Genomic DNA, 20,061 nt, shown 5'->3' with positions numbered 1-20,061 from the left:
TTAGATTTTAAGTATTGCAAGATAAATAGATTCACGAGATACCGCAATCATTAAGCAGTTTTACTGATTCCATAGTTCCCAGGATTTCTCTGCTTGATGCACGAGCATCTCATAACCATTAGTCACTCGAGCGCCTTTAATTTCTCCCATTTTCATAAACAAGGTGTTACTAGGATTATACACTAGGTCATAAAGTATATGAGTGTTATTTAAACGTGCATAAGGTAGTTTTGGTTTTTCATTTACCGCAGGAAAGGTCCCTACCGGTGTGGAATTTATGATAAGTGAAATAAGTTTAAGAAGATCTCCATCTACTTGATCATAAGAGATGCAATACTCACCTTTAGGTCTTCTGGAGACAAATAAATGAGGAACTCTAAGAGCTTCTAGCGTGTAAGCAATAGCCTTAGAGGCACCACCAGTTCCCAGGATCAGTGCGTTTTGCTTAATAGGTAAAAAAGGTTCTAAACTTTTTGCAAATCCATATACATCTGTATTATGGCCGGTCCATATATTATCTTCAATTACAACTGTGTTTACAGCTCCTATTGCTTCGGCTTCAGCACTGAGTTTATCGCAAACTTTAAGCATGGATTCTTTGTAAGGAATCGTCACGTTGAGTCCACGTATTATTTCACTTTTACCATTTGTGGTTTGTAGAGTAGGGTTGTAGGTCACGCTTTCGCGAAAGCGTAATAAATCTTCTTCTTGCTTTATTTCAAAATTGCGGTATTCATGATCTTTAAGTCTTAGTTTTTCAAATTTCTCTGAAAAATATGCTCGTGAAAAACTATAATCCAGTCGCTCACCTATGAGTCCAAAAATACTACGTGGGATTTGCTTGCTGTCCATAAGTGTCTATGAGGTAAACGATTAAAAATCCTATTATTACCAGTCCTATAGCGATCCAGGTGTGACCTGTGGTAAAATCGGGCCAGTAGCGACTGTAGTTTTCTAGTATTTCATTGCCTTTTGCGTCTCGTAAAAGTTCTCCAGCTTCATTTGTAGAAAAAATCTCTTTTTTCCATGGCCATACTACGCCCAGAGATCCTGTAATAAATCCTATGATCATGGCGTTAGTCTCATTGCGATAGTGCTTAAAAGTCCATCCTAGTAAGTGAGATAATGTAATAAGGCCTGCTAAAGAACCAAGTAAAAACACACCGAGAATGGTCATTAATTCCATGTGAGCTGGATCGTTCCACCAGGAGAAATCCCATTGTGCTACAGCAACCATGGTGTCAAAAAAAGCATTAATACTGTCCACTAATAATAATACGTAATTACCTAAAAGTATAAGTATAAAACTACCGCTCAAACCAGGTAAGGTCATGCCAGAGATACTTACCATTCCACAAAAGAAGACAAAAAATAGATTAGCATTATCTGTCGCTGGATCCAGTAATGAGGTGGCTATTCCTATAGCGGTTCCTAGAGTAAGAATCATGATATTCTTGCGTGTCCAGGCATCATAATCTCGCGATATGTAATAGACTGATCCCAGGATCATCCCAAAAAAGGCTGCCCATACTAGAATAGGGTAATTTTTAATGAGGATATCAAATCCTTTACTGACCGTAAAGTAGCTGAGTACTTCTCCTAGAATAATTAAAGATAAAAACCTGCCATTTACATATTCAAAAAATGATTTAAACTTGCCGCTTAAGAGTAGTTTTACCGCGTTCAGATTAAGTCGCTGAAAGGAGTAGATGAATTCTTCATAAAATCCAGCAACATAAGCTACTACGCCACCACTCACTCCAGGAACCTTATTTGCGGTTCCCATAGCAATTCCTTTTAAGACTAAGAATAACTTATCGCTAAAACTGCGCGTAGGTTGTTGCACTAAATTGTTTTTTTATGAGCTATTTTTTCTAAGATAAGTATAAGCAAAAATCCTAGAATCATAAGAGTCACTGCATATAAAATAAATGCATCGCCATCAAAATTTTGAGGTAAAATGCTTTTTTCGAGAAAAGGTACTGTTTCTCCATGTGAATTTACTCTAGTTTTGAGTGTTTCCTTCCATGGCCATAACTTGTTTAAAGATCCTATCATAAATCCAGTAAGTAAGGCAAGAGTAAGGTTCTTATGATTTTTAAATAGCCAGGTAAGCACCCGTGAGAATAGTTTAATTCCTAAAATGGCTCCTATAGCGACCATAAATAAATTAAGGAAATAATTCCATGCAGCAGTCCAGTCTCCAGCAAGTACTGATTCTATAAAACCGGTAATAGAGCTTAAAACAGTTTCATAACTACCTAATAGTAGTAATAAAAATGCACCGCTTACACCAGGAAGGATCATAGCTATGATCGCAATGAATCCTGAGAATATTAAATACCACCAGCTTTCTGGTGATGCCATGGGCTCAGCAATAGTAATGGAGTAGGATAGGGCTGTGCCTATAATCATTATGAGTATAGCTGCTATATTCCATTTAGTTATTTGTTTTGCAATGTATAATATACTGGCAAGTACTAACCCAAAGAAAAATGCCCATACCAGAACAGGTTGCGCTTTTAATAAATAAGTAATTAACTTAGACAGGCTCAATACACTGATGGCGATCCCTATAAGAAGCGAGCTTAAAAACCCTAGGTTATAAGACTTAAAGGTGGCAGTGATTCCTTTTTTAAAAGCCATTTTAAAGATTTTAAAATCTAGACCATCTATAGTTTTTATGAGTTCTTCATAAATACCAGTGATAAAGGCGATGGTTCCCCCAGAAACTCCAGGAACCACATCTGCGGCACCCATTAAGATTCCTTTTAAGGTGGTAAAAAGATGTTTTTTCAAAATGATGTTTTCTTTAAAATAAAATCCCAAGTATTCAAGCTTGGGATTTAAAGTGTAATTTTTATGTTTTACCTATCTGTATATGGTTTGTGTTCTATCAGGTCCTACACTTACAATCTTTATAGGAATTTCTAACTCTTTTTCAAGGAACTCTATATACTCATTCAGTTCCTTAGGGAATTGAGATGGGCTGTTCATTTGAGTCAGGTCTTCTTTCCAGCAAGGGAACTTTGTGTAAACTGGAGTTACGTTTTCTGCTTCTATGTTATAAGGTAAGTGCTGTATTGTTTCTCCTTTATATTTATAAGCCGTACAAACATTTAGACTATCAAATCCAGAAAGCACATCACCTTTCATCATCATTAATTGTGTAACTCCATTGATCTGGCACGTATATTTAAGAGCCACAAGGTCTAACCAGCCACAACGACGTGGACGACCTGTTACCGCACCAAATTCATGTCCTACCTTAGCCATTTCACTACCTACGGCATCAAATAATTCAGTAGGGAATGGACCACTTCCTACACGAGTGGTGTAGGCTTTAAAGATACCATAGACTTCACCTATTTGATTAGGCGCGACTCCTAGTCCTGTGCAAGCACCAGCAGCTGTGGTGTTTGAAGAGGTTACAAATGGGTAAGTACCAAAGTCTATATCGAGTAGAGAACCTTGAGCACCTTCAGCAAGGATAGATTTACCATTGCGCTGTGCGTTTTGTAAGTACTCCTCAGAGTCTATAAATGTTAATTCTTTTAAACGCTCTACGGCTATAAAGAATTCTTTTTCTAATTCTTCAAGGTTATATTGAATTTGTACATCGTGAAAACCTATAAGTGCCTCGTGTTTATTTGCTAGGGCACGATACTTATCTTTCCAGTTGTCTAGTTCTAGATCACCTATTCTTATTCCATTACGGCCAGTCTTATCCATGTAAGTTGGGCCTATTCCTTTAAGCGTAGATCCTATTTTTGCTTTTCCTTTAGAAGTTTCAGAAGCGGCATCTAGCAAGCGGTGTGTCGGTAAAATAATGTGAGCTTTTCTTGAAATGATCAACTTGCTCTTGTAATCTATATTAAATTGCTTTAAACCGTCCAGTTCTTGAACAAAAACGACTGGATCTATCACAACACCGTTACCTATCACGTTCACAGACTTTTCATGAAAAATCCCAGATGGAATAGTTCTTAAAACGTGTTTAATTCCATCAAACTCTAGTGTGTGTCCGGCATTTGGGCCACCTTGAAACCTAGCGATGATATCATAGTCTGCGGTTAATACATCTACAATTTTTCCTTTTCCCTCATCGCCCCATTGAAGGCCGAGCAATAAATCTACTGACATTAGTCTTGTTTTTCGGTTGTGTTTTTAAGGCCATAAAAATATAAAGAATGATTGGTAATCTTTATATCAAAAACCTCTTCAATCGTCTTTTTTATTGACTCTATTCTTGGGTCACAAAACTCTATAACTTCTCCTGTATCTGTAAGAATTACATGGTCGTGCTGTTTATCAAAAAAGGACTTCTCATAATGCGATTGATTCTGACCAAATTGATGCTTTCTAACGAGGTTGCTAGACATTAATAATTCTATAGTGTTATAAAGCGTAGCGCGACTTACACGGTAGTTTTGGTTCTTCATTTTTACATACAAAGACTCTATGTCAAAGTGATCATCACTAGCATAAATTTCTTTTAAAATGGCATACCGTTCTGGAGTCTTTCGGTGTTTATTGTCAGTTAGAAATTGGGTGAAAACATTCTTCACTATTTCCTGTTCTTTTTCCAGACTGTTAATAATTTTATCCATAATTTTTATAATCTGGTGACTTTATCAATCCCATTAAGCTTGTTTAAGTTTTGCATTAATTTAACCAGCATATTTTTATGTGGTACCACTACAGTAATATCTCCTTTAAAAACGCCATCATTACTAGTAAAGCTAATGTTTCTAATGTTTACATGCATATTCTCTGAGATGACATGAGTTACTTCCTGAACGAGTCCCATGCGATCTATTCCAGTCAGTTTAATATCTGCACGGTATTCTCTTTGTGAGGAGTCTATCCATTTTGCAGCCATAATACGGTAAGCAAATTTACTCTGCATGCTTATCGCGTTAGGACAGTTGTTTTTATGAACTTTAATACCTTCACTCACAGTAGTGAACCCAAAAACAGGATCTCCCGGTAATGGACTACAGCACTTAGAAAAAGAATAATCCAGTTGCTGCTGGTCTTTACCAAAAACGAGTTGATCATAATTTTCAGTAACCTCTTCCTTATGAATATCTGGATTTTCCTTAGGTTTTCTAATTTTATTTTTGATAAAAGAATACAGCGCATTACTGCGGCTGTTTGCATATTCTTTTATCATTTTATTATCTATGGTTCCTATACCTACTCGATAGAATAAATCATGGCTGGTTTTTAATTTAAAAAAGGTCACCATTTGATTCACAGATTTCTCATCCAGCGGTACTTTTAAAGATCTTAACTTTCTAGTAAGTACTGCCTTTCCTTCTAGTGCGATTTCTTTCTGGTCATCTTTTAAGGCAGATTTGATTTTCTGTCTAGCCCTTGCTGTAGTAGCATAGTCTAACCAGTTTTTAGTCGGCTTTTGATTTTCAGAGGTGATAATTTCTACTTGATCTCCACTTTTTAACTCGTGAGATAATGGAATTAATTTACCGTTTACACGCGCTCCTCGTGTCTTTAAACCTACCTCAGTATGAATACTAAAGGCAAAATCTAATGGAGTAGCACCTTTAGGTAATGACTTTAATTCACCTCTAGGTGTAAATACAAAAATCTCCTTACTGTAAAGGTTTAATTTAAACTCTTCTACAAAATCTAAGGCGTTTGAATTTGCATTTTCTAGCGCATCTTGTAGTCTATTAAGCCATACGTCAAGACCATCTTCCTGATTTCCTTGTTTGTATTTATAATGAGCGGCATAACCTTTCTCGGCTATTTCATGCATGCGTTCACTGCGTATCTGTACTTCTACCCAGCGGCCATCAGGTCCCATAACAGTAATGTGTAAAGCTTCATAACCCGTTGATTTAGGACTGCTTATCCAGTCACGCAATCGCACAGGATTGGGTCTAAAATGATCTGTTACAATAGAGTATATTTTCCAGGCTATAAACTTTTCATTTGCTCGATCACTACGGTAAACGATCCGTACGGCAAACTTATCATACACCTCGTCAAAACTCACATTCTGCTTCATCATTTTACGACGTATGGAAAAAACAGACTTAGGTCTTCCTTTAATAGTATATTCTAGTCCTTCTTGTTTTAAAGAATCATCAATAACTGAAGAAAAATCTGTTATAAACGCATCTTGTTCTTCTTTAGACTCTTTTATAGATTGTTGTATGTCGTTAAATACTTCAGGTTCTGTGTACTTTAACCCTAAATCTTCAAGCTCAGTTTTAATATTATAAAGTCCTAGCCTGTGTGCAATAGGTGCATAAATATATAGTGTTTCACTAGCAATCTTTACCTGTTTATAATCAGGCATGCTGTCCATGGTTTGCATGTTGTGCAAGCGGTCAGCAATTTTTATTATTATAACACGTATATCATCATTAAGTGTGAGCAACATTTTACGGAAGTTCTCAGCTTGTTGTGATATATCAGCATCTTTTTTAAGGTGTGCAATTTTAGTAAGACCATCCACGATTTTTGCAATCGTTGTTCCAAAAAGCCTTTCTATATCATCTAACGTGTATTCTGTATCTTCTACCACATCGTGTAGTAGGGCTGCGGCTATGGCACTAGCATCTAGCCCTATTTGTTTAGCTACTATTTTAGCAACTGCTATAGGGTGAAAAATATAAGCTTCACCAGACTTGCGACGTTGTGGTGCATGAGCCTCAACAGCTATGTCAAAGGCTTTGCGTATCAGTTTCTTATCCTCGTCAGTGAGTGTCTGATAACTAATTTTAAGCAGGTCTTTATAGCCTTGGGCTATGCGTTTATTTTCGTCCAGAATTTGCTCTTCAGTCATAAGAGTAAAGTTACAATTCTCTTTGAAATAAGCAATAATATTTGATTCAGTTTATCCTGTTTTTCTCCGCTTTCGCGAAAGCGGACTTAGAATAACCTCTAGAATTTATCTAACCTTAATGAGCAGAGTAAAAAATAGTGTAGAAATGATTTTTACTTTTTTGTTTTCGATTTTAAAAAGTTTCTTGCCTTAGAAAGGCGAGGACAGATTTTTACCTTGCTGTAAAACAGTAGTGGTTCACAGAAATGAGCTTGAGAAATTATCAACAACTTGCGCTCCTCAACCTGTACGATCATTTCTGAACTGCCGCTAGATATTGTATCGTGTATAGAAATGACAGCTGGATTATTACTCTTTTATAAGACGTATTCCAGCACCTATTTGAATAGCATTATCTAGTATGATCATATTAGGTTGATCTCCTAATTGAACTAACACTCTTGTGCCGTTAGCAGCATTAACATCTGTTGTCGCCCATGTAGCGATACCTTCTGTAAAGGTTGATGTCCCAACTGCACTCGCATATCCATTAGGTAAACCATTAAACTTTATACTATCTATACCGTTTCCTACAAATGGCAACCAGCCTATAGTGCTTTTTAAAGAAGTAGCTACTTCACCGTTGAATCCTTGACTAGATAGTGTCGCTTCCAGTATTCTAAAATCTGCTTCTGTAGGTATACGCCATCCTTCTGGAGCTAGTTTACCGCTTTCTATGGCAAAATGATTATAAAGGCAGCCATAATAATCTGATGGTAATGGATTAGGATATACATTATTTAAATCTCCTGTAAAGGCAAATTGGTATTGTGCTACTGGAGTACTTCCATTGTGCCAGTCTGCGGGAAAGGTATATTCTGTTAGTGGCGTACCGTCATTAAGAGTGGTCGTTTTTAAATTTTCAATAGTCCATACCTGACTTCCTACGGTTATCGTTTCATAAATGTTACCATCTATGTCTACAGCAATTTCTCGTGGTAGAGCTTCATTTTCATCGCATTGAAATGCCGTAAGTAGAACAAAGAACATTAATAACGTAGGTATTACTTTTTTCATTTTTTAAATTTTTATATGGATGCATTAAATGCTCAAAGGTTGCTTGTATTATTTCAAAATTATTTTTCGTTTTGAATTAAATAGTACAATGTCCCAACTCCTTTTTTGGTTCTTTAGATTTTTTATCATCAAATCATAATACCCAAATATACTCTTTATCTCAATGACAGATTTGTCGGCTTGCTGTAAATCAGCAGCGTTTGATAGGCGTAAGCTTGAGAAATTCATCAACAACTTGCATTTTCAACCTATCCGACCAAAACTGCGCTGAGTTATGTTTTGCACACCTTTCTTCTTCTCAGGAAAGGAGTTTTTGCTCTTGTGTTTAAAAAAGCTCCTCGCCTAAGAATAGGCGAGGACAGATTTAGCAGCTTGCTGCAAATCAGGAGTGGTTGACAGGCGCAAGCTTGGAAATTCATCAACAACTTGCATTTTCAACCTATCCGACCAAAACTGCGCTGGGCTATGTTTTACACACCTTTCCTCTTCTGAGTAAAGGAGCTATTATTATTACTTCCCAGTCAACCAAACTCTTGCATTCACAAACGCCTCTAACCACGGTGTCACTTCATCACTTTTACGATCAGTAGGGTAGTGTGCCCAGTTCCATGTGAAGGTAGATCGTTCTAAGTGTGGCATCATAACCAGGTGGCGACCATCTTCACTATTGAGCATGGCAGCGTTATAGTCTGATCCATTAGGGTTTGCTGGATAGCTGTCGTAACCGTAGGTTGCTGGGATTTGGTAAGCGTTGCGGTCTTTAGGTAAATGGAATTTCCCTTCTCCGTGTGCAGCCCATATTCCTAGTTTGCTACCTGCTAAGGATTGTAACATTATGGAATTATTTTCTGCAATTTCCACACTCGTGAAATTACATTCAAACTTTCCAGAATCGTTATGAAGCATTTTAGGTTTTTCATCGTGGTCTGGATTGATTAATCCTAATTCTACAAAGAGCTGACAACCATTACAAACACCTATACTCATCGTGTCTGGTCTTGCAAAGAAGTTTTTCAAAGCGGTATTTGCTTTCTCATTATATAAGAAAGCTCCAGCCCAACCTTTGGCACTTCCCAAAACATCACTGTTGGAGAAACCGCCTACTGCGGCGATGAATTGTACATCTTCTAGGGTTTCACGACCTGAGATTAAATCGGTCATGTGAACGTCTATGACTTCAAATCCTGCTAAGTACATGGCACGAGCCATTTCTCGTTCAGAATTACTTCCTTTTTCACGTATTACGGCTGCTTTTACTCGTTTTTGAGGTATTTCTGGTAGTTTTCCTGTGAATTGTGATGGGAACTTGAATTCCAGTGGTTGTTCCACATAGTTTACGGCACGTTCATCTGCCAGATTGTTTAAGGTCTGTTTGTGGTCTAATAATCGAGAGGTCTCATACCACACGTCTCTGAAATCATCTACGTCTATGATAAAATCATTGATGTCTAGAACTGCTTCGTCTATGGCAGTTCCTATTTTAAAGAATGGAATACCAGTTTTTGATAATTCTTCCTCGATGCTATCATCTGTGGTTTGTAATACGATACCAGCATTTTCTGAAAATAATACTTTGACCATATCATGACCTACTTCGGCGAGGTCCAGTTCCATTCCTACACCTAGTGATGGGAAACACATTTCGAGTAAAGTGGTTATTAATCCACCGCTGGCAACGTCATGTCCTGCAAGTACTTTTCCTTGTTTTATAAGCGATTGGATGGTGTTGAACGCTTTCGCGAAAGCGTTACTATCCATAATCGTAGGACATTCACGACCTATTTTATTTTGTGTTTGTGCAAAGCTAGAACCACCTAATTTATGAGTATCGCTACTCATGTTAATATAATAAATAGGTGCGTTTGCATCGCGTTGCAATACGGGTTCTACAACTTGAGAAATAGCATCACAAGAACCAACCGTACTGATGATCACGGTTCCAGGAGCCAGCACATCCATATCGGGATATTTTTGCTTCATACTCAGGCTGTCTTTACCAGTCGGAATATTAATTCCTAGCTCGATGGCAAAATCGCTTACCGCTTTTACAGCGCTGTACAAACGAGCATCTTCTCCAGGATTGTTGCAAGGCCACATCCAGTTAGCACTCAAGCTCACGCCTTCAAGACCTTTTTCTAACGGTGCAAAAACCAGATTAGTCAGTGACTCTGCAATAGCATTGCGAGAACCAGCGGCTGGATCGATCAAGGCGGCAACTGGTGCGTGACCTATTGTGGTTGCAACTCCATATTTACCGTTATAATCCATTGCCATTACACCTAGGTTATTCAAGGGTAATTGTAATTCGCCACAGGTCTGTTGTTTTGCCACACGACCCGTTACACAGCGGTCTACTTTATTAGTGAGCCAGTCTTTACAGGCAACGGCTTCTAGTTGCAAGACGTTATATAAATAGAGTTTAAAATCTTTACCGTCATAAGGAACCGCATCATAAATGCGCTGAATGGTCTGATCATCCATAATGGTTTTAGGACTGGAACCAAACATGTCTTCCAGAGCCAAATCCATAGGACTGCGGCCATCTTTTTCACTGAACGTGAATTTATTATCGCCTGTAACTTTACCTACTTTATATAATGGAGCGCGCTCACGAGCAGCAATTTCCTCTAGAACTGGTGTGTCTTTAGTATCCATGACCAGCCCCATACGTTCCTGAGACTCGTTACCGATCAATTCTTTGCGAGATAGAGTAGGATCACCTACTGGTAATTGATCTACGTCTATAATTCCTCCTGTTTCTTCTACAAGTTCTGATAGACAGTTCAAGTGTCCACCGGCTCCATGATCGTGAATAGATTTTATAGGGTTGTGATCACTTTCTACCAGTCCACGTATGGCGTTTGCAGCACGTTTTTGCATCTCTGGATTAGAGCGTTGCACCGCATTAAGTTCAAGGCCAGAATCTAGTGCACCAGTGTCTGCGCTACTCACGGCAGCGCCACCCATTCCGATACGGTAATTATCACCACCCATTACGATGATATCATCGCCTGCGTCAGGAGTTTTCTTAAGTGCTTGTTCTTTTTTACCGTAACCTATTCCGCCGGCTTGCATGATGACTTTGTCAAAGCCTAAGTATCTTTTACTGTCAGATTGCTTCGCGTTGCTAGCAGTTACGTCGTTGTGTTCATCATGTTCGAATGTCAAAACAGAACCAGTAATTAACGGCTGACCGAATTTATTTCCAAAATCACTCGCACCATTAGAGGCTTTGATAAGGATATCCATAGGAGTCTGGTAGAGCCATTTACGAGCTTCAAAACCGTTTTCCCAAGGGCGTTCTTCATTTAATCTCGAGTAGCTAGTCATATAAACTGCTGTTCCTGCGAGTGGCAGCGAGCCTTGTCCGCCAGCGAGTCGATCACGTATTTCTCCACCAGAACCTGTCGCAGCTCCATTAAATGGTTCTACGGTAGTAGGGAAGTTGTGTGTTTCTGCCTTTAGAGAAATGACAGAGTCAAATAAACTGGTTTGATAAACGTCTGGTTTATTTGCTGTTTTAGGAGCAAACTGCTCGGCTTGTGGTCCTTCTACAAAGGCTACGTTATCACTGTATGCACTAACGATTCCGTTAGGCCATTTTTTAGAAGTTTCTTTAATAAGTTTGAATAGGGAAGTGGGCATTTCTTCACCATCGATGATAAATGTACCGTTGAAAATCTTGTGACGGCAGTGCTCACTATTTACCTGTGAGAACCCGAAAACTTCACTATCGGTTAATTTACGGTCTAATTTTTCTGAAAGTTGGATTAAATAATCAATCTCATCATCGCTAAGCGATAAACCTTCTTGCATGTTATAAGCTGCGATATCTTCTATTTCTAGAACGCCTTCAGCGTTTACATTAATGTCAAATTGCGATTGATCTAATCCATTGAATTTTTGGAGCAACATCTGGTCATACTCTGAATCTTCAGTACAAGCATGAAATTCTTCAATACGCAATATCCCTTTAATTTCCATGTTTTGGGTAATCTCTACAGCGTTAGTAGACCATGGAGTAATCGTAGTGGCACGAGGTCCTGTAAAGAAACCAGTTACAGCATCGGTTTCTAGTTTAGGAGCTTGAGCAAACAGCCATTGCAATTTTTGATCGTCTTCTTTAGAGATCGGTGCTTGGGTTTGAACTGCGTATAAGGATTGGGATGGATTTCCGTAAAAATGAATCATTGTAAGCGCTTTTATGGGCTATGGCAAAGATACTTTTTTAAGGGTTTAATTTAGGAGTTTCCGCTTTGTTTGATTCTTGTGTTTTTAACATAATATCAAACAATTTTATTGGTGCACTAGATGAAGTGAGAAAGCAGAATTATTTACGGTTTTAAAAAGGTAAATTAGCATAAGCACGACAATACTGTTTTTCCTCAATAAAAAAAGCTGCCACAAATTAATGAGACAGCTTTATGGTTGTATAGCAAATAAAGTGGTTACCTCACAAACACCTTAAATGTTTTGCTTTTTCCTTGCGATCTTACGTTTACAAAGTATATTCCGTTACTTTCTATTAGAAGTCCTTCATTAGGAGTATAGTTATTTTTAATGGTTCTTCCAGCTAGGTCATAAATGGTTACCTCTTCTACAAGCTCCTTTTTATTAAAATAAAACTTTCCTGAAGATGGGTTAGGATAGATGCTTAGTTCAGATAGAATAAGGTCATCTATGCTGGCTGTACCGTTAAAGGTGTGCATGCCTAAATCACTAGAATCATCTTGTGTAAAAACATTCCATTCCCCTAATTTGTTAAAAACGGCGTTAGGTGAAGTAATACTGGGCTTACGAACTAGTGTTTCGTTTTTAATATCGTCTGCACTACTATTAGGATCACCTACAATATCTAATAATATCCCAGACCTGAATAGACCTACGGCGTCATCGCCATTAAAATCAAGTGGGCCACCATTACCTACTAGTTGATCTGCTTGTGCTAAGATTGCAGCGTTTGCGTTACCACGAGACAAAACATAAACGTCTTGATCTGCAAGTATTCCTGACAAATTAAGAGGATTAGTCCAGGAACCACTACCGTTTTGGCTTAATTCTAGAGTATAGTTAGATAAATCTACAGATGCACCTGTGAAATTTGCTATTTCAATGGCTTTATTATTACTGCTTCCTTCTATATATTCAGAAATAAATATATCAGTTGCAGCGCCAGAGCCTCCATTAGGATAGGTTACCGTTGTTACATCATCTGGTAACATATCACCGTCAGCATCATTATTTGTAAAATTATTAGGGTCATCACTTGATGTATTTAACGAGCCATTTGTTCCTGCGGCATTAAAGTCGGCAGAGACTAATAACTGGTTAGTTATACAACCGCAACTATTAGTAACATCGGCAGCAGTGAGCACATAGGTAAGAGTTCCGAAAGGGTTACTTAAAGTTTGACCAGGAGCTATACTTGCTATTTGATTCCCAGGATTAAAAGTTCCTAACGATGCAGTAGCTGTTAGGTTATAAAGTGTAGTAGTTCCTATGTTTGCTATATCATAAGTATATTGAATTTCATCACCAGCATCAGTAATCATGTTTGAATTAGTATCTACATAAGTTCCAGATAGTGTAGGGAAAAGTGTTCCGTTTCCAGTACCACTTCCACTGCTCCATATCATCGCTACATATTGTGGGTTATCAATATAAGGATTACGATTTCCTTGAAACAGGAAAATTTCATTATTGCGTTCCACCTCACGTGGACTTACTGGATCTTGAGCATGCCATATTAACATTTGATCTATGAACCATTGCTCATACCATCTGTTTTGAGAACCATCACGTGGATCATAGTTTGAAGCATTATGATTATCCCATGTAGGGTCATTGTAATTATCTTCATATCGAGTCGCAAAGTATAACATCATACGAGCTACGTCACCTTTAAACTCATCTATAGGTTCAAAAACTCTATCAGTATATCCAGGAGAAATGGAATTACCCCATTTACTACCATTGGAATAAGTTGCTTGTGCTGTTCCTACTTCTCCAAAAGGATAATTAGAACGACCATTATTTACAAAACCATCTGTAGGGATGACGTGGTGCGCATCGTGACGTGGAGTAGGGTTTGTAGAAGCGTTAAAAAAACCTTGAGGAAAAATATGTTCTCGATTATAACATAAACCTTCTCCAGTAATACTCACACCGCTACAATCCTGTGTGAGTCCAAAGTTATAAGATTCGGCACCATTAGGATTCTCTGAATAGATGTCTAGAATCGTATTAGTTTGTGTGCCATTATCATAGTATTCATCATTATCTGATGTCGCATATAAAGTATATAACGCATCATAAGTTTGAGGATTATGGCCTGCGGTGATTATGTTTTTTAATTCTGTTTTAAGAGGATATCCCGTTAACCCATTTGCGGTGTTATAATATCCAGCAGGAACTTGACCTAGTGCCGTTATGCTTATGAGTAGGATAAAAATTAAACTATTTTTCATAATGTATGTGATAACGCTTATGCAAAAGCGAGTTTTTAAATAAAATTATAGGAGCAATTATGATTTTTTCTTCATGAGCGCCATGTAGAAACCGTCAAAACCGTCTCTGTGCGCCAGTAAAGATTGTTCTTCTACCAGCTCAAAAGTTGCACCAGCCTCAGAGCTTAAAAATTCTTGTACTTGATTTTCGTTTTCGCTAGGTAAGATGGAGCACGTAGCATAAACCATCATACCATCATTTTTTACCACGGTGCTGTAGCGCTGTAAAATATCCTGTTGTGTTGCTCTAATTTCATTTAAGAACTCAGGTTGTAGTTTCCACTTGGCATCAGGATTGCGGCGCAGTACACCTAGTCCACTACACGGTGCGTCTATTAATAGACGATCCATTTTACCAGCCAGTTTTTTAATCACTTTAGTAGAATCGATCAATCGTGTTTCAATGTTATGAGCACCAGCACGACGTGCGCGGCGTTTCAACTCATTGAGTTTGCTCTTATAAATATCAGTCGCAATGATCTGACCTTTATTTTCCATTAAAGCTGCTAGATGTAGCGCTTTACCACCAGCACCAGCACAAGCATCCATAACACGCATACCAGGTTCCACCTGCAAGAATGGAGCAATAGTTTGAGAACCTGCATCTTGAACTTCAAAGAGTCCGTCTTTAAAAGCTTGGGTCATAAATACATTTGCTCTTTCTTTTAAAATAAGTGCATCTGTAAAGCGGTCTTGTTGCTCTGTAGCGATATTTTCTGCTTGAAGTTTTTCTTTAAGTTCAGAAGGAGTAGTTTGTAGAGTATTTGTTCTCAGTACCACATCAGCTTGATGATTTAAAGCACTAGCTTCTTTTTCCCATACACCACCTAATTCTTTAAGAGCTATTTCATCCATCCAGTCTGGTAAAGATTCTCTATAAACTCTATTTTTACTAAGTTCATCAAAACGTCCTTTAATGCGACGTACTGGCGTGTTATAATATTCTTCCCATGCAGGAACATCGTGTCCTTTAAGTACGATCCATACGGCAGTCATGCGCCACAGATCAACTGGTTTGAATGGTTCATTGACATTGGCAATCTCTGCATATAACCTTTTATATCGTACAATGTCATAAGTTGTTTCTGCAATAAAACCTCTATCGCGAGAACCCCAACGGGTATCGCGTTTTAATATTTTCTGAATCGCTTGGTCTGCATATTTACCATCATTAAAAATGTTATGCAATGCGTCTACGGTAGCCTGAACTAAATTATGATGAAATCTCATTTCGCAAAAATACGTTTATTGGCTCATTTCTTTGAGTTTAGGTCGGGCTTTTTTGTGTAATCGTGTGGTTTGTGGAAACGCTTTCGCGAAAGCGTACCAATTTCCAGCCATATCATTAAAAAGGTTGTTATTTTTGAGATATGAAAAATCTACTATTTATTGTTACAGCTCTAGCTGTGTTATCTTGTAAAGACTCTGAAAATAAACTGGATGAAGTTGCTCATGAACTATCTATAGCTACTCATGCGACCATAGAAATATCAACTGTTTTAACTGATTCCATTAGTGTACGTGCCCTCGATTATGATAACGGTAATTACTGGTATGCTGGTAATAAAGGGAATTATGGTAGTATAAATGCAGCGACTGGAACTCCTGCTCGAGGAGTTATTAAACTTAATGAAGACGAGGAAGTGGAGTTTAGATCTATAGCGACTACATCAAATTATACTTATATTTTAACGGCTGGAAATCCTGCCCTAGTTTATAAAATCACTCAAAAAGATGGTGCAGTAGAACTCGTATATTCTGAGGTGGAGGAACGTGTTTTTTATGATTCTATGAAGTTTTGGAATGATGAGGAAGGAATTGCTATGGGAGATCCCATGGGCGGTTGTTTTTCAATTATTAAAACCTATGATGGAGGCAAAACCTGGGGTAAATTACCATGCACAGAACTACCAGACTTAGTAGAAGGAGAAGCAGCATATGCAGCTAGTAATTCTAATATAAAAATAATAGGTGATGACGTGTGGATGGTTACTGGTGGTGCAATGGCGCGTGTTTTTTATAGCAATGACCGTGGTTCTACTTGGAGTATTTATAACACTCCTATAATTGCTGGCGGTGAGATGACAGGAATCTATGCTGTAGATTTTTATGATAAAAATCTAGGAGTAATTATAGGTGGTGACTGGAATAATAAAGAAGAGAATAAGTATAACAAAGCTATCACTAGTAATGGTGGTAAATCATGGAATTTATTATCTAATGGTAATGGTCCTGGATATAGTAGTGACATTAGTTTTATTCCAGGAACTAATGGTATGGAGCTCATTGCGGTAGGAACTCCTGGAATATGGTGGAGTGGAGATCAAGGAAATACGTGGAAAAAACTGTCTGATCAGGGTTTTTACACCGTTCAAATGATCGATGATAAGAATGGTTATCTAGCAGGAAATAACCGTATTTCTAGCTTTACATTGCAAAGAAAATAAGTAACTATCAGTGTTTTACTTTTAAAGTACTAATAGCTGGTGCTGTTTCAATTCTTCCATAGCAGTTGCATACCAGAATGACTCAAAGTGTTTCCATTGGGATTCATAGTTACTCTTCATGTTACCATAAGTGTATGGATGAGGTGCTTGCGGCCTGGCTAGCGCCAGTTGCTCAATAAGCCATATAGCCTTATGTTCTTCTAACTCTATTTCTAAACTATTTTCAGTTTGATGAAATAATAGTTTTAATGAATCTATGGTGTTGCCATTTTTAATTAATTGAGAAGCGGCACGTAATGGTTCATTTCCTAACCATATAATTTTATGATTTGCCTTAGGTGTTTTATAAACTTCATTATGAAGGCAGTCTTCTATAAAATTATTAGAAATAGTGGTTTGAGGAATTTTAAAATCAAACCAGTCCTGTAATTCTAGTTCAAAGCCTATACCGTGCATATAATTAAATAAGGACTTCTTTAATCCGTAACTGAACTGGTCGTGGTTCACACCTGTAGGATCATGGAATTGCACATCATTATTTGCAAAGCTGATTTCTTTTAGATCAGGTATAATTCCATAAGCCTCTGGATTCATTCCTACAGGACTATGAGCCGTTAAAGCAAACTGATGCCAGAAACCACTTTGTATAATCCCTAATTCAAATAGCTGTCTTACCATTTCTAAACTATCTACCGTTTCTTGAACTGTTTGTGTAGGGTAACCATACATTAAGTATGCATGAACCATAATTCCAGATTCTGTTAAGTTTCTGGTCACTTGAGCTACTTGAGCTACAGTAACTCCTTTATCGATAAGTTTTAATAATCGGTCTGAGGCGACTTCTAGACCACCAGAAATAGCTATACAACCACTGGCTTTTAATAAATGACATAAATCTTGAGTAAAACTCTTTTCAAACCTGATGTTAGTCCACCAAGTAACAGATAAATTTCTTTTTAAAATTTCTAGCGCTACAGCTCTCATTAGCGCTGGCGGTGCTGCCTCATCTACAAAATGGAATCCACTTTCTCCTGTTTGAGCAATAAGCTCTTCCATGCGGTCTACGAGCAAATTTGCCGCAACGGGTTCATAGAGTTTGATATAATTTAAAGAGATGTCACAAAACGTACATTTTCCCCAGTAGCAACCATGTGCCATGGTGAGCTTGTTCCATCTTCCATCGCTCCACAAACTGTGCATAGGGTTTGCGATTTCAATTACTGAGATATATTTATCGAGTAATAAATCACTGTAATCTGGTGTTCCTACTTGACTCTGTTTATAATCACTTGTGGTACTATTGTTTTTATAAACTACGGTGTCATTTTCTAAAATAAAGGTGCGTTTAAAAACGCGTTCTGCATCAGGTTTTAAAACATCTCTTACAATTAACTCTAGTGGTAACTCTCCATCATCTAGTGCGATGTAATCTATGAATTCAAACACGCGTACATCAGTCACAGAGCGCAGTTCTGTATTTGCAAATCCACCACCAAAGGCGATTTTAATATGGGGATAATGTTCCTTAATATACTGACCACATCTTAAGGAACTGTATAAATTACCAGGAAATGGAACAGATAAACAAACCAGTTTTGGTTGTACTTCTTGAATTCTTTTTTCAAGAATTTCTATCGTGATTTTATCAATAGGAGTAAGGTCACTTTGTAAGTGTTTATAGATCTCATCAAAACTATTAGCACTCATTCCTAAACGCTCTGCATAACGACTGAAACCGAAGTTCTCATCCACACATTCTTTGATAAAATCTGACAGATCTTCTAGATAAAGCGTTGCGAGATGTTTTGCCTTATCCTGCATTCCCATGTTCCCAAAAGCCCATTCCATATCATCTAGCTGTTCAAATCGAGACGCTCTAGGAAGGTAATTATGAGTGCATAGTTGTCGCGCCAGTGTATCTTGATGACCTTGTAAAAAAGAAATCACAGGCTCTAGTACTTTTAAATACTGATCTTGTAATGCATAAATACGCTGACTGTTTGCAGATGTAATACTTTGATTATCAAAAGCGATATCAAATATAGACTCCATTCCGCTTTTGGAAAATAGTTCTAGAATTACTTCTATTCCTAGATCCATTTGAAATGCGCTCACATCTTTGGTATTCAAAAATCCTTTAATATAAGCCGTCGCTGGATACGGTGTATTCAGTTGGGTAAATGGTGGCGTTATGAGTAGTACATCTCTTTGTTCCATAAAGTAGGTTACAAAGTTAAGTGATTAGGGATTCGCTTTCGCGAAAGCGTGATTGAAACCAACTAATTATTTGTTTACCATCTTCAAATTATCATTCACAGCCTGCTTATAAGCTCTAGGATTATTAGCCTTTTTAATGGCTTTAAACGCCTTTTGCGGATTAGGAAATGTCTGTGACCAGTATTCCCAGAAGCCTTGCATTTTCATCTTAATAGGAGTAGGGCCTTGCAGGAATGCATCATACTCTTGATAAATCGTATCGTGAAATTCACGGAAGATTTCCCAGCGATTCTCTGGATAAATCTCTGTGTCAGCTTTTATCATGCTGGGTAAAAAAGGATCAGCAATGAGGCCACGACCGATCATCCAGTGGTCTATGGTTGGGAATTGCTCTTGCATTTTTCTAAAACCAGCAACTGTAGTAATATCACCATTGTAATAGAGTTTAGTTTTTGAAGTATCTAGACAGCGCTGGAAGGATGCTAAATCCACGCCACCTTTATACAGTTGTTTACCGATACGGGCATGAATCGCTATGCTTTTAATAGGATATTTTTCTAGAATAGGGAACGTTTCCAAAATCTCTGTAGGTTCCAGATAACCCATTCTCATTTTCATAGAAACAATAACGTCAGTCTCGGTATGAACACGATCAAGGATAGCGTCAATCTTAGAAGGTTCACAAATTAGACCGCTTCCCATACCTTTTTTAGTCACCATAGGATAAGGACAACCTAAATTCCAGTTAAGCTCTTTATATCCTAAAGACCTGATATATTTAACGGCAGTAATAAACTCGTCGGCACTATTAGTCATTACCTGCGGTATTAAATCGGGAACATGATTGTTCTCTAATTGTAAATCCCGTTGGTATTTTGCACTGATTTCAGGTTTGTTGTTGAACCTTATATATGGCGCATAAAATGTGTCTATTCCGCCAAAATATTTATGAACTGCATTCCTAAATCGGAATTCTGTAAAGCCTTGTAGAGGTGATGATAGTAAGGTGAAAGACATA

13 protein-coding genes are annotated in these 20,061 nt (G+C 37.8%); 1 reads left to right on the top strand and 12 read right to left on the bottom strand.

Going from position 1 to position 20,061, the window contains the following annotated elements:
• Positions 1-60 precede the first annotated feature (60 nt).
• The 10 genes from ACTF48_RS04925 to ACTF48_RS04880 all read right to left on the bottom strand — a co-directional run bounded on the left by ACTF48_RS04925 (position 61) and on the right by ACTF48_RS04880 (position 15,609).
• Positions 61-852, bottom strand: a complete 792-nt coding sequence (locus ACTF48_RS04925; protein ID WP_438962032.1) for a shikimate dehydrogenase family protein — start codon at positions 850-852, stop codon at positions 61-63.
• On the bottom strand, positions 827-1,846 hold the full coding sequence (locus ACTF48_RS04920) for a DUF368 domain-containing protein (RefSeq protein WP_438962031.1): 1,020 nt from the start codon (positions 1,844-1,846) through the stop codon (positions 827-829). Before ACTF48_RS04920 ends, ACTF48_RS04925 begins: the two co-directional genes overlap by 26 nt.
• A complete protein-coding gene (locus ACTF48_RS04915) occupies positions 1,846-2,799 on the bottom strand; it encodes a DUF368 domain-containing protein (RefSeq protein ID WP_438962030.1) in 954 nt (317 codons plus the stop codon). Before ACTF48_RS04915 ends, ACTF48_RS04920 begins: the two co-directional genes overlap by 1 nt.
• Before the next feature lie 72 nt (positions 2,800-2,871).
• Entirely contained in the window at positions 2,872-4,143 is a 1,272-nt protein-coding gene (locus ACTF48_RS04910; RefSeq protein WP_438962029.1) for an adenylosuccinate synthase, read from the bottom strand.
• Positions 4,143-4,610, bottom strand: a complete 468-nt coding sequence (locus ACTF48_RS04905; RefSeq protein WP_438962028.1) for a Fur family transcriptional regulator — start codon at positions 4,608-4,610, stop codon at positions 4,143-4,145. The genes ACTF48_RS04910 and ACTF48_RS04905 overlap by 1 nt, the downstream gene beginning before the upstream one ends.
• Positions 4,611-4,615: 5 nt before the next feature.
• On the bottom strand, positions 4,616-6,817 hold the full coding sequence (locus ACTF48_RS04900) for a RelA/SpoT family protein (RefSeq protein ID WP_438962027.1): 2,202 nt from the start codon (positions 6,815-6,817) through the stop codon (positions 4,616-4,618).
• Between the two features lie 348 nt (positions 6,818-7,165).
• Positions 7,166-7,873, bottom strand: coding sequence for an FISUMP domain-containing protein (locus ACTF48_RS04895; protein WP_438962026.1), 708 nt, complete (start codon positions 7,871-7,873; stop codon positions 7,166-7,168).
• Between the two features lie 510 nt (positions 7,874-8,383).
• Positions 8,384-12,064 (bottom strand): phosphoribosylformylglycinamidine synthase, encoded by a 3,681-nt coding sequence (purL, locus tag ACTF48_RS04890; protein ID WP_438962025.1) that lies wholly within the window; start codon positions 12,062-12,064, stop codon positions 8,384-8,386.
• Positions 12,065-12,321: 257 nt separating this feature from the next.
• On the bottom strand, positions 12,322-14,340 hold the full coding sequence (locus ACTF48_RS04885; protein ID WP_438962024.1) for an endonuclease: 2,019 nt from the start codon (positions 14,338-14,340) through the stop codon (positions 12,322-12,324).
• A 57-nt stretch (positions 14,341-14,397) separates the two neighbouring features.
• Entirely contained in the window at positions 14,398-15,609 is a 1,212-nt protein-coding gene (locus ACTF48_RS04880; protein WP_438962023.1) for an RsmB/NOP family class I SAM-dependent RNA methyltransferase, read from the bottom strand.
• 140 nt (positions 15,610-15,749) lie between these two features.
• On the opposite strand from ACTF48_RS04880, the gene ACTF48_RS04875 reads away from it, so the two are divergent.
• Entirely contained in the window at positions 15,750-16,826 is a 1,077-nt protein-coding gene (locus ACTF48_RS04875; RefSeq protein ID WP_438962022.1) for a WD40/YVTN/BNR-like repeat-containing protein, read from the top strand.
• Positions 16,827-16,847: 21 nt separating this feature from the next.
• Here the strand turns inward: ACTF48_RS04875 and ACTF48_RS04870 are convergent, their stop codons facing one another.
• On the bottom strand, positions 16,848-19,043 hold the full coding sequence (locus tag ACTF48_RS04870) for a B12-binding domain-containing radical SAM protein (protein WP_438962021.1): 2,196 nt from the start codon (positions 19,041-19,043) through the stop codon (positions 16,848-16,850).
• Between the two features lie 66 nt (positions 19,044-19,109).
• Positions 19,110-20,060, bottom strand: a complete 951-nt coding sequence (locus tag ACTF48_RS04865) for a tRNA dihydrouridine synthase (protein WP_438962020.1) — start codon at positions 20,058-20,060, stop codon at positions 19,110-19,112.
• Between the last annotated feature and the right edge of the window lies 1 nt (position 20,061).

This window comes from Nonlabens sp., from assembly GCF_965660805.1.
Taxonomy (GTDB): Bacteria; Bacteroidota; Bacteroidia; order Flavobacteriales; family Flavobacteriaceae; genus Nonlabens.
This window is presented reverse-complemented; position numbering and strand designations above follow the sequence as displayed.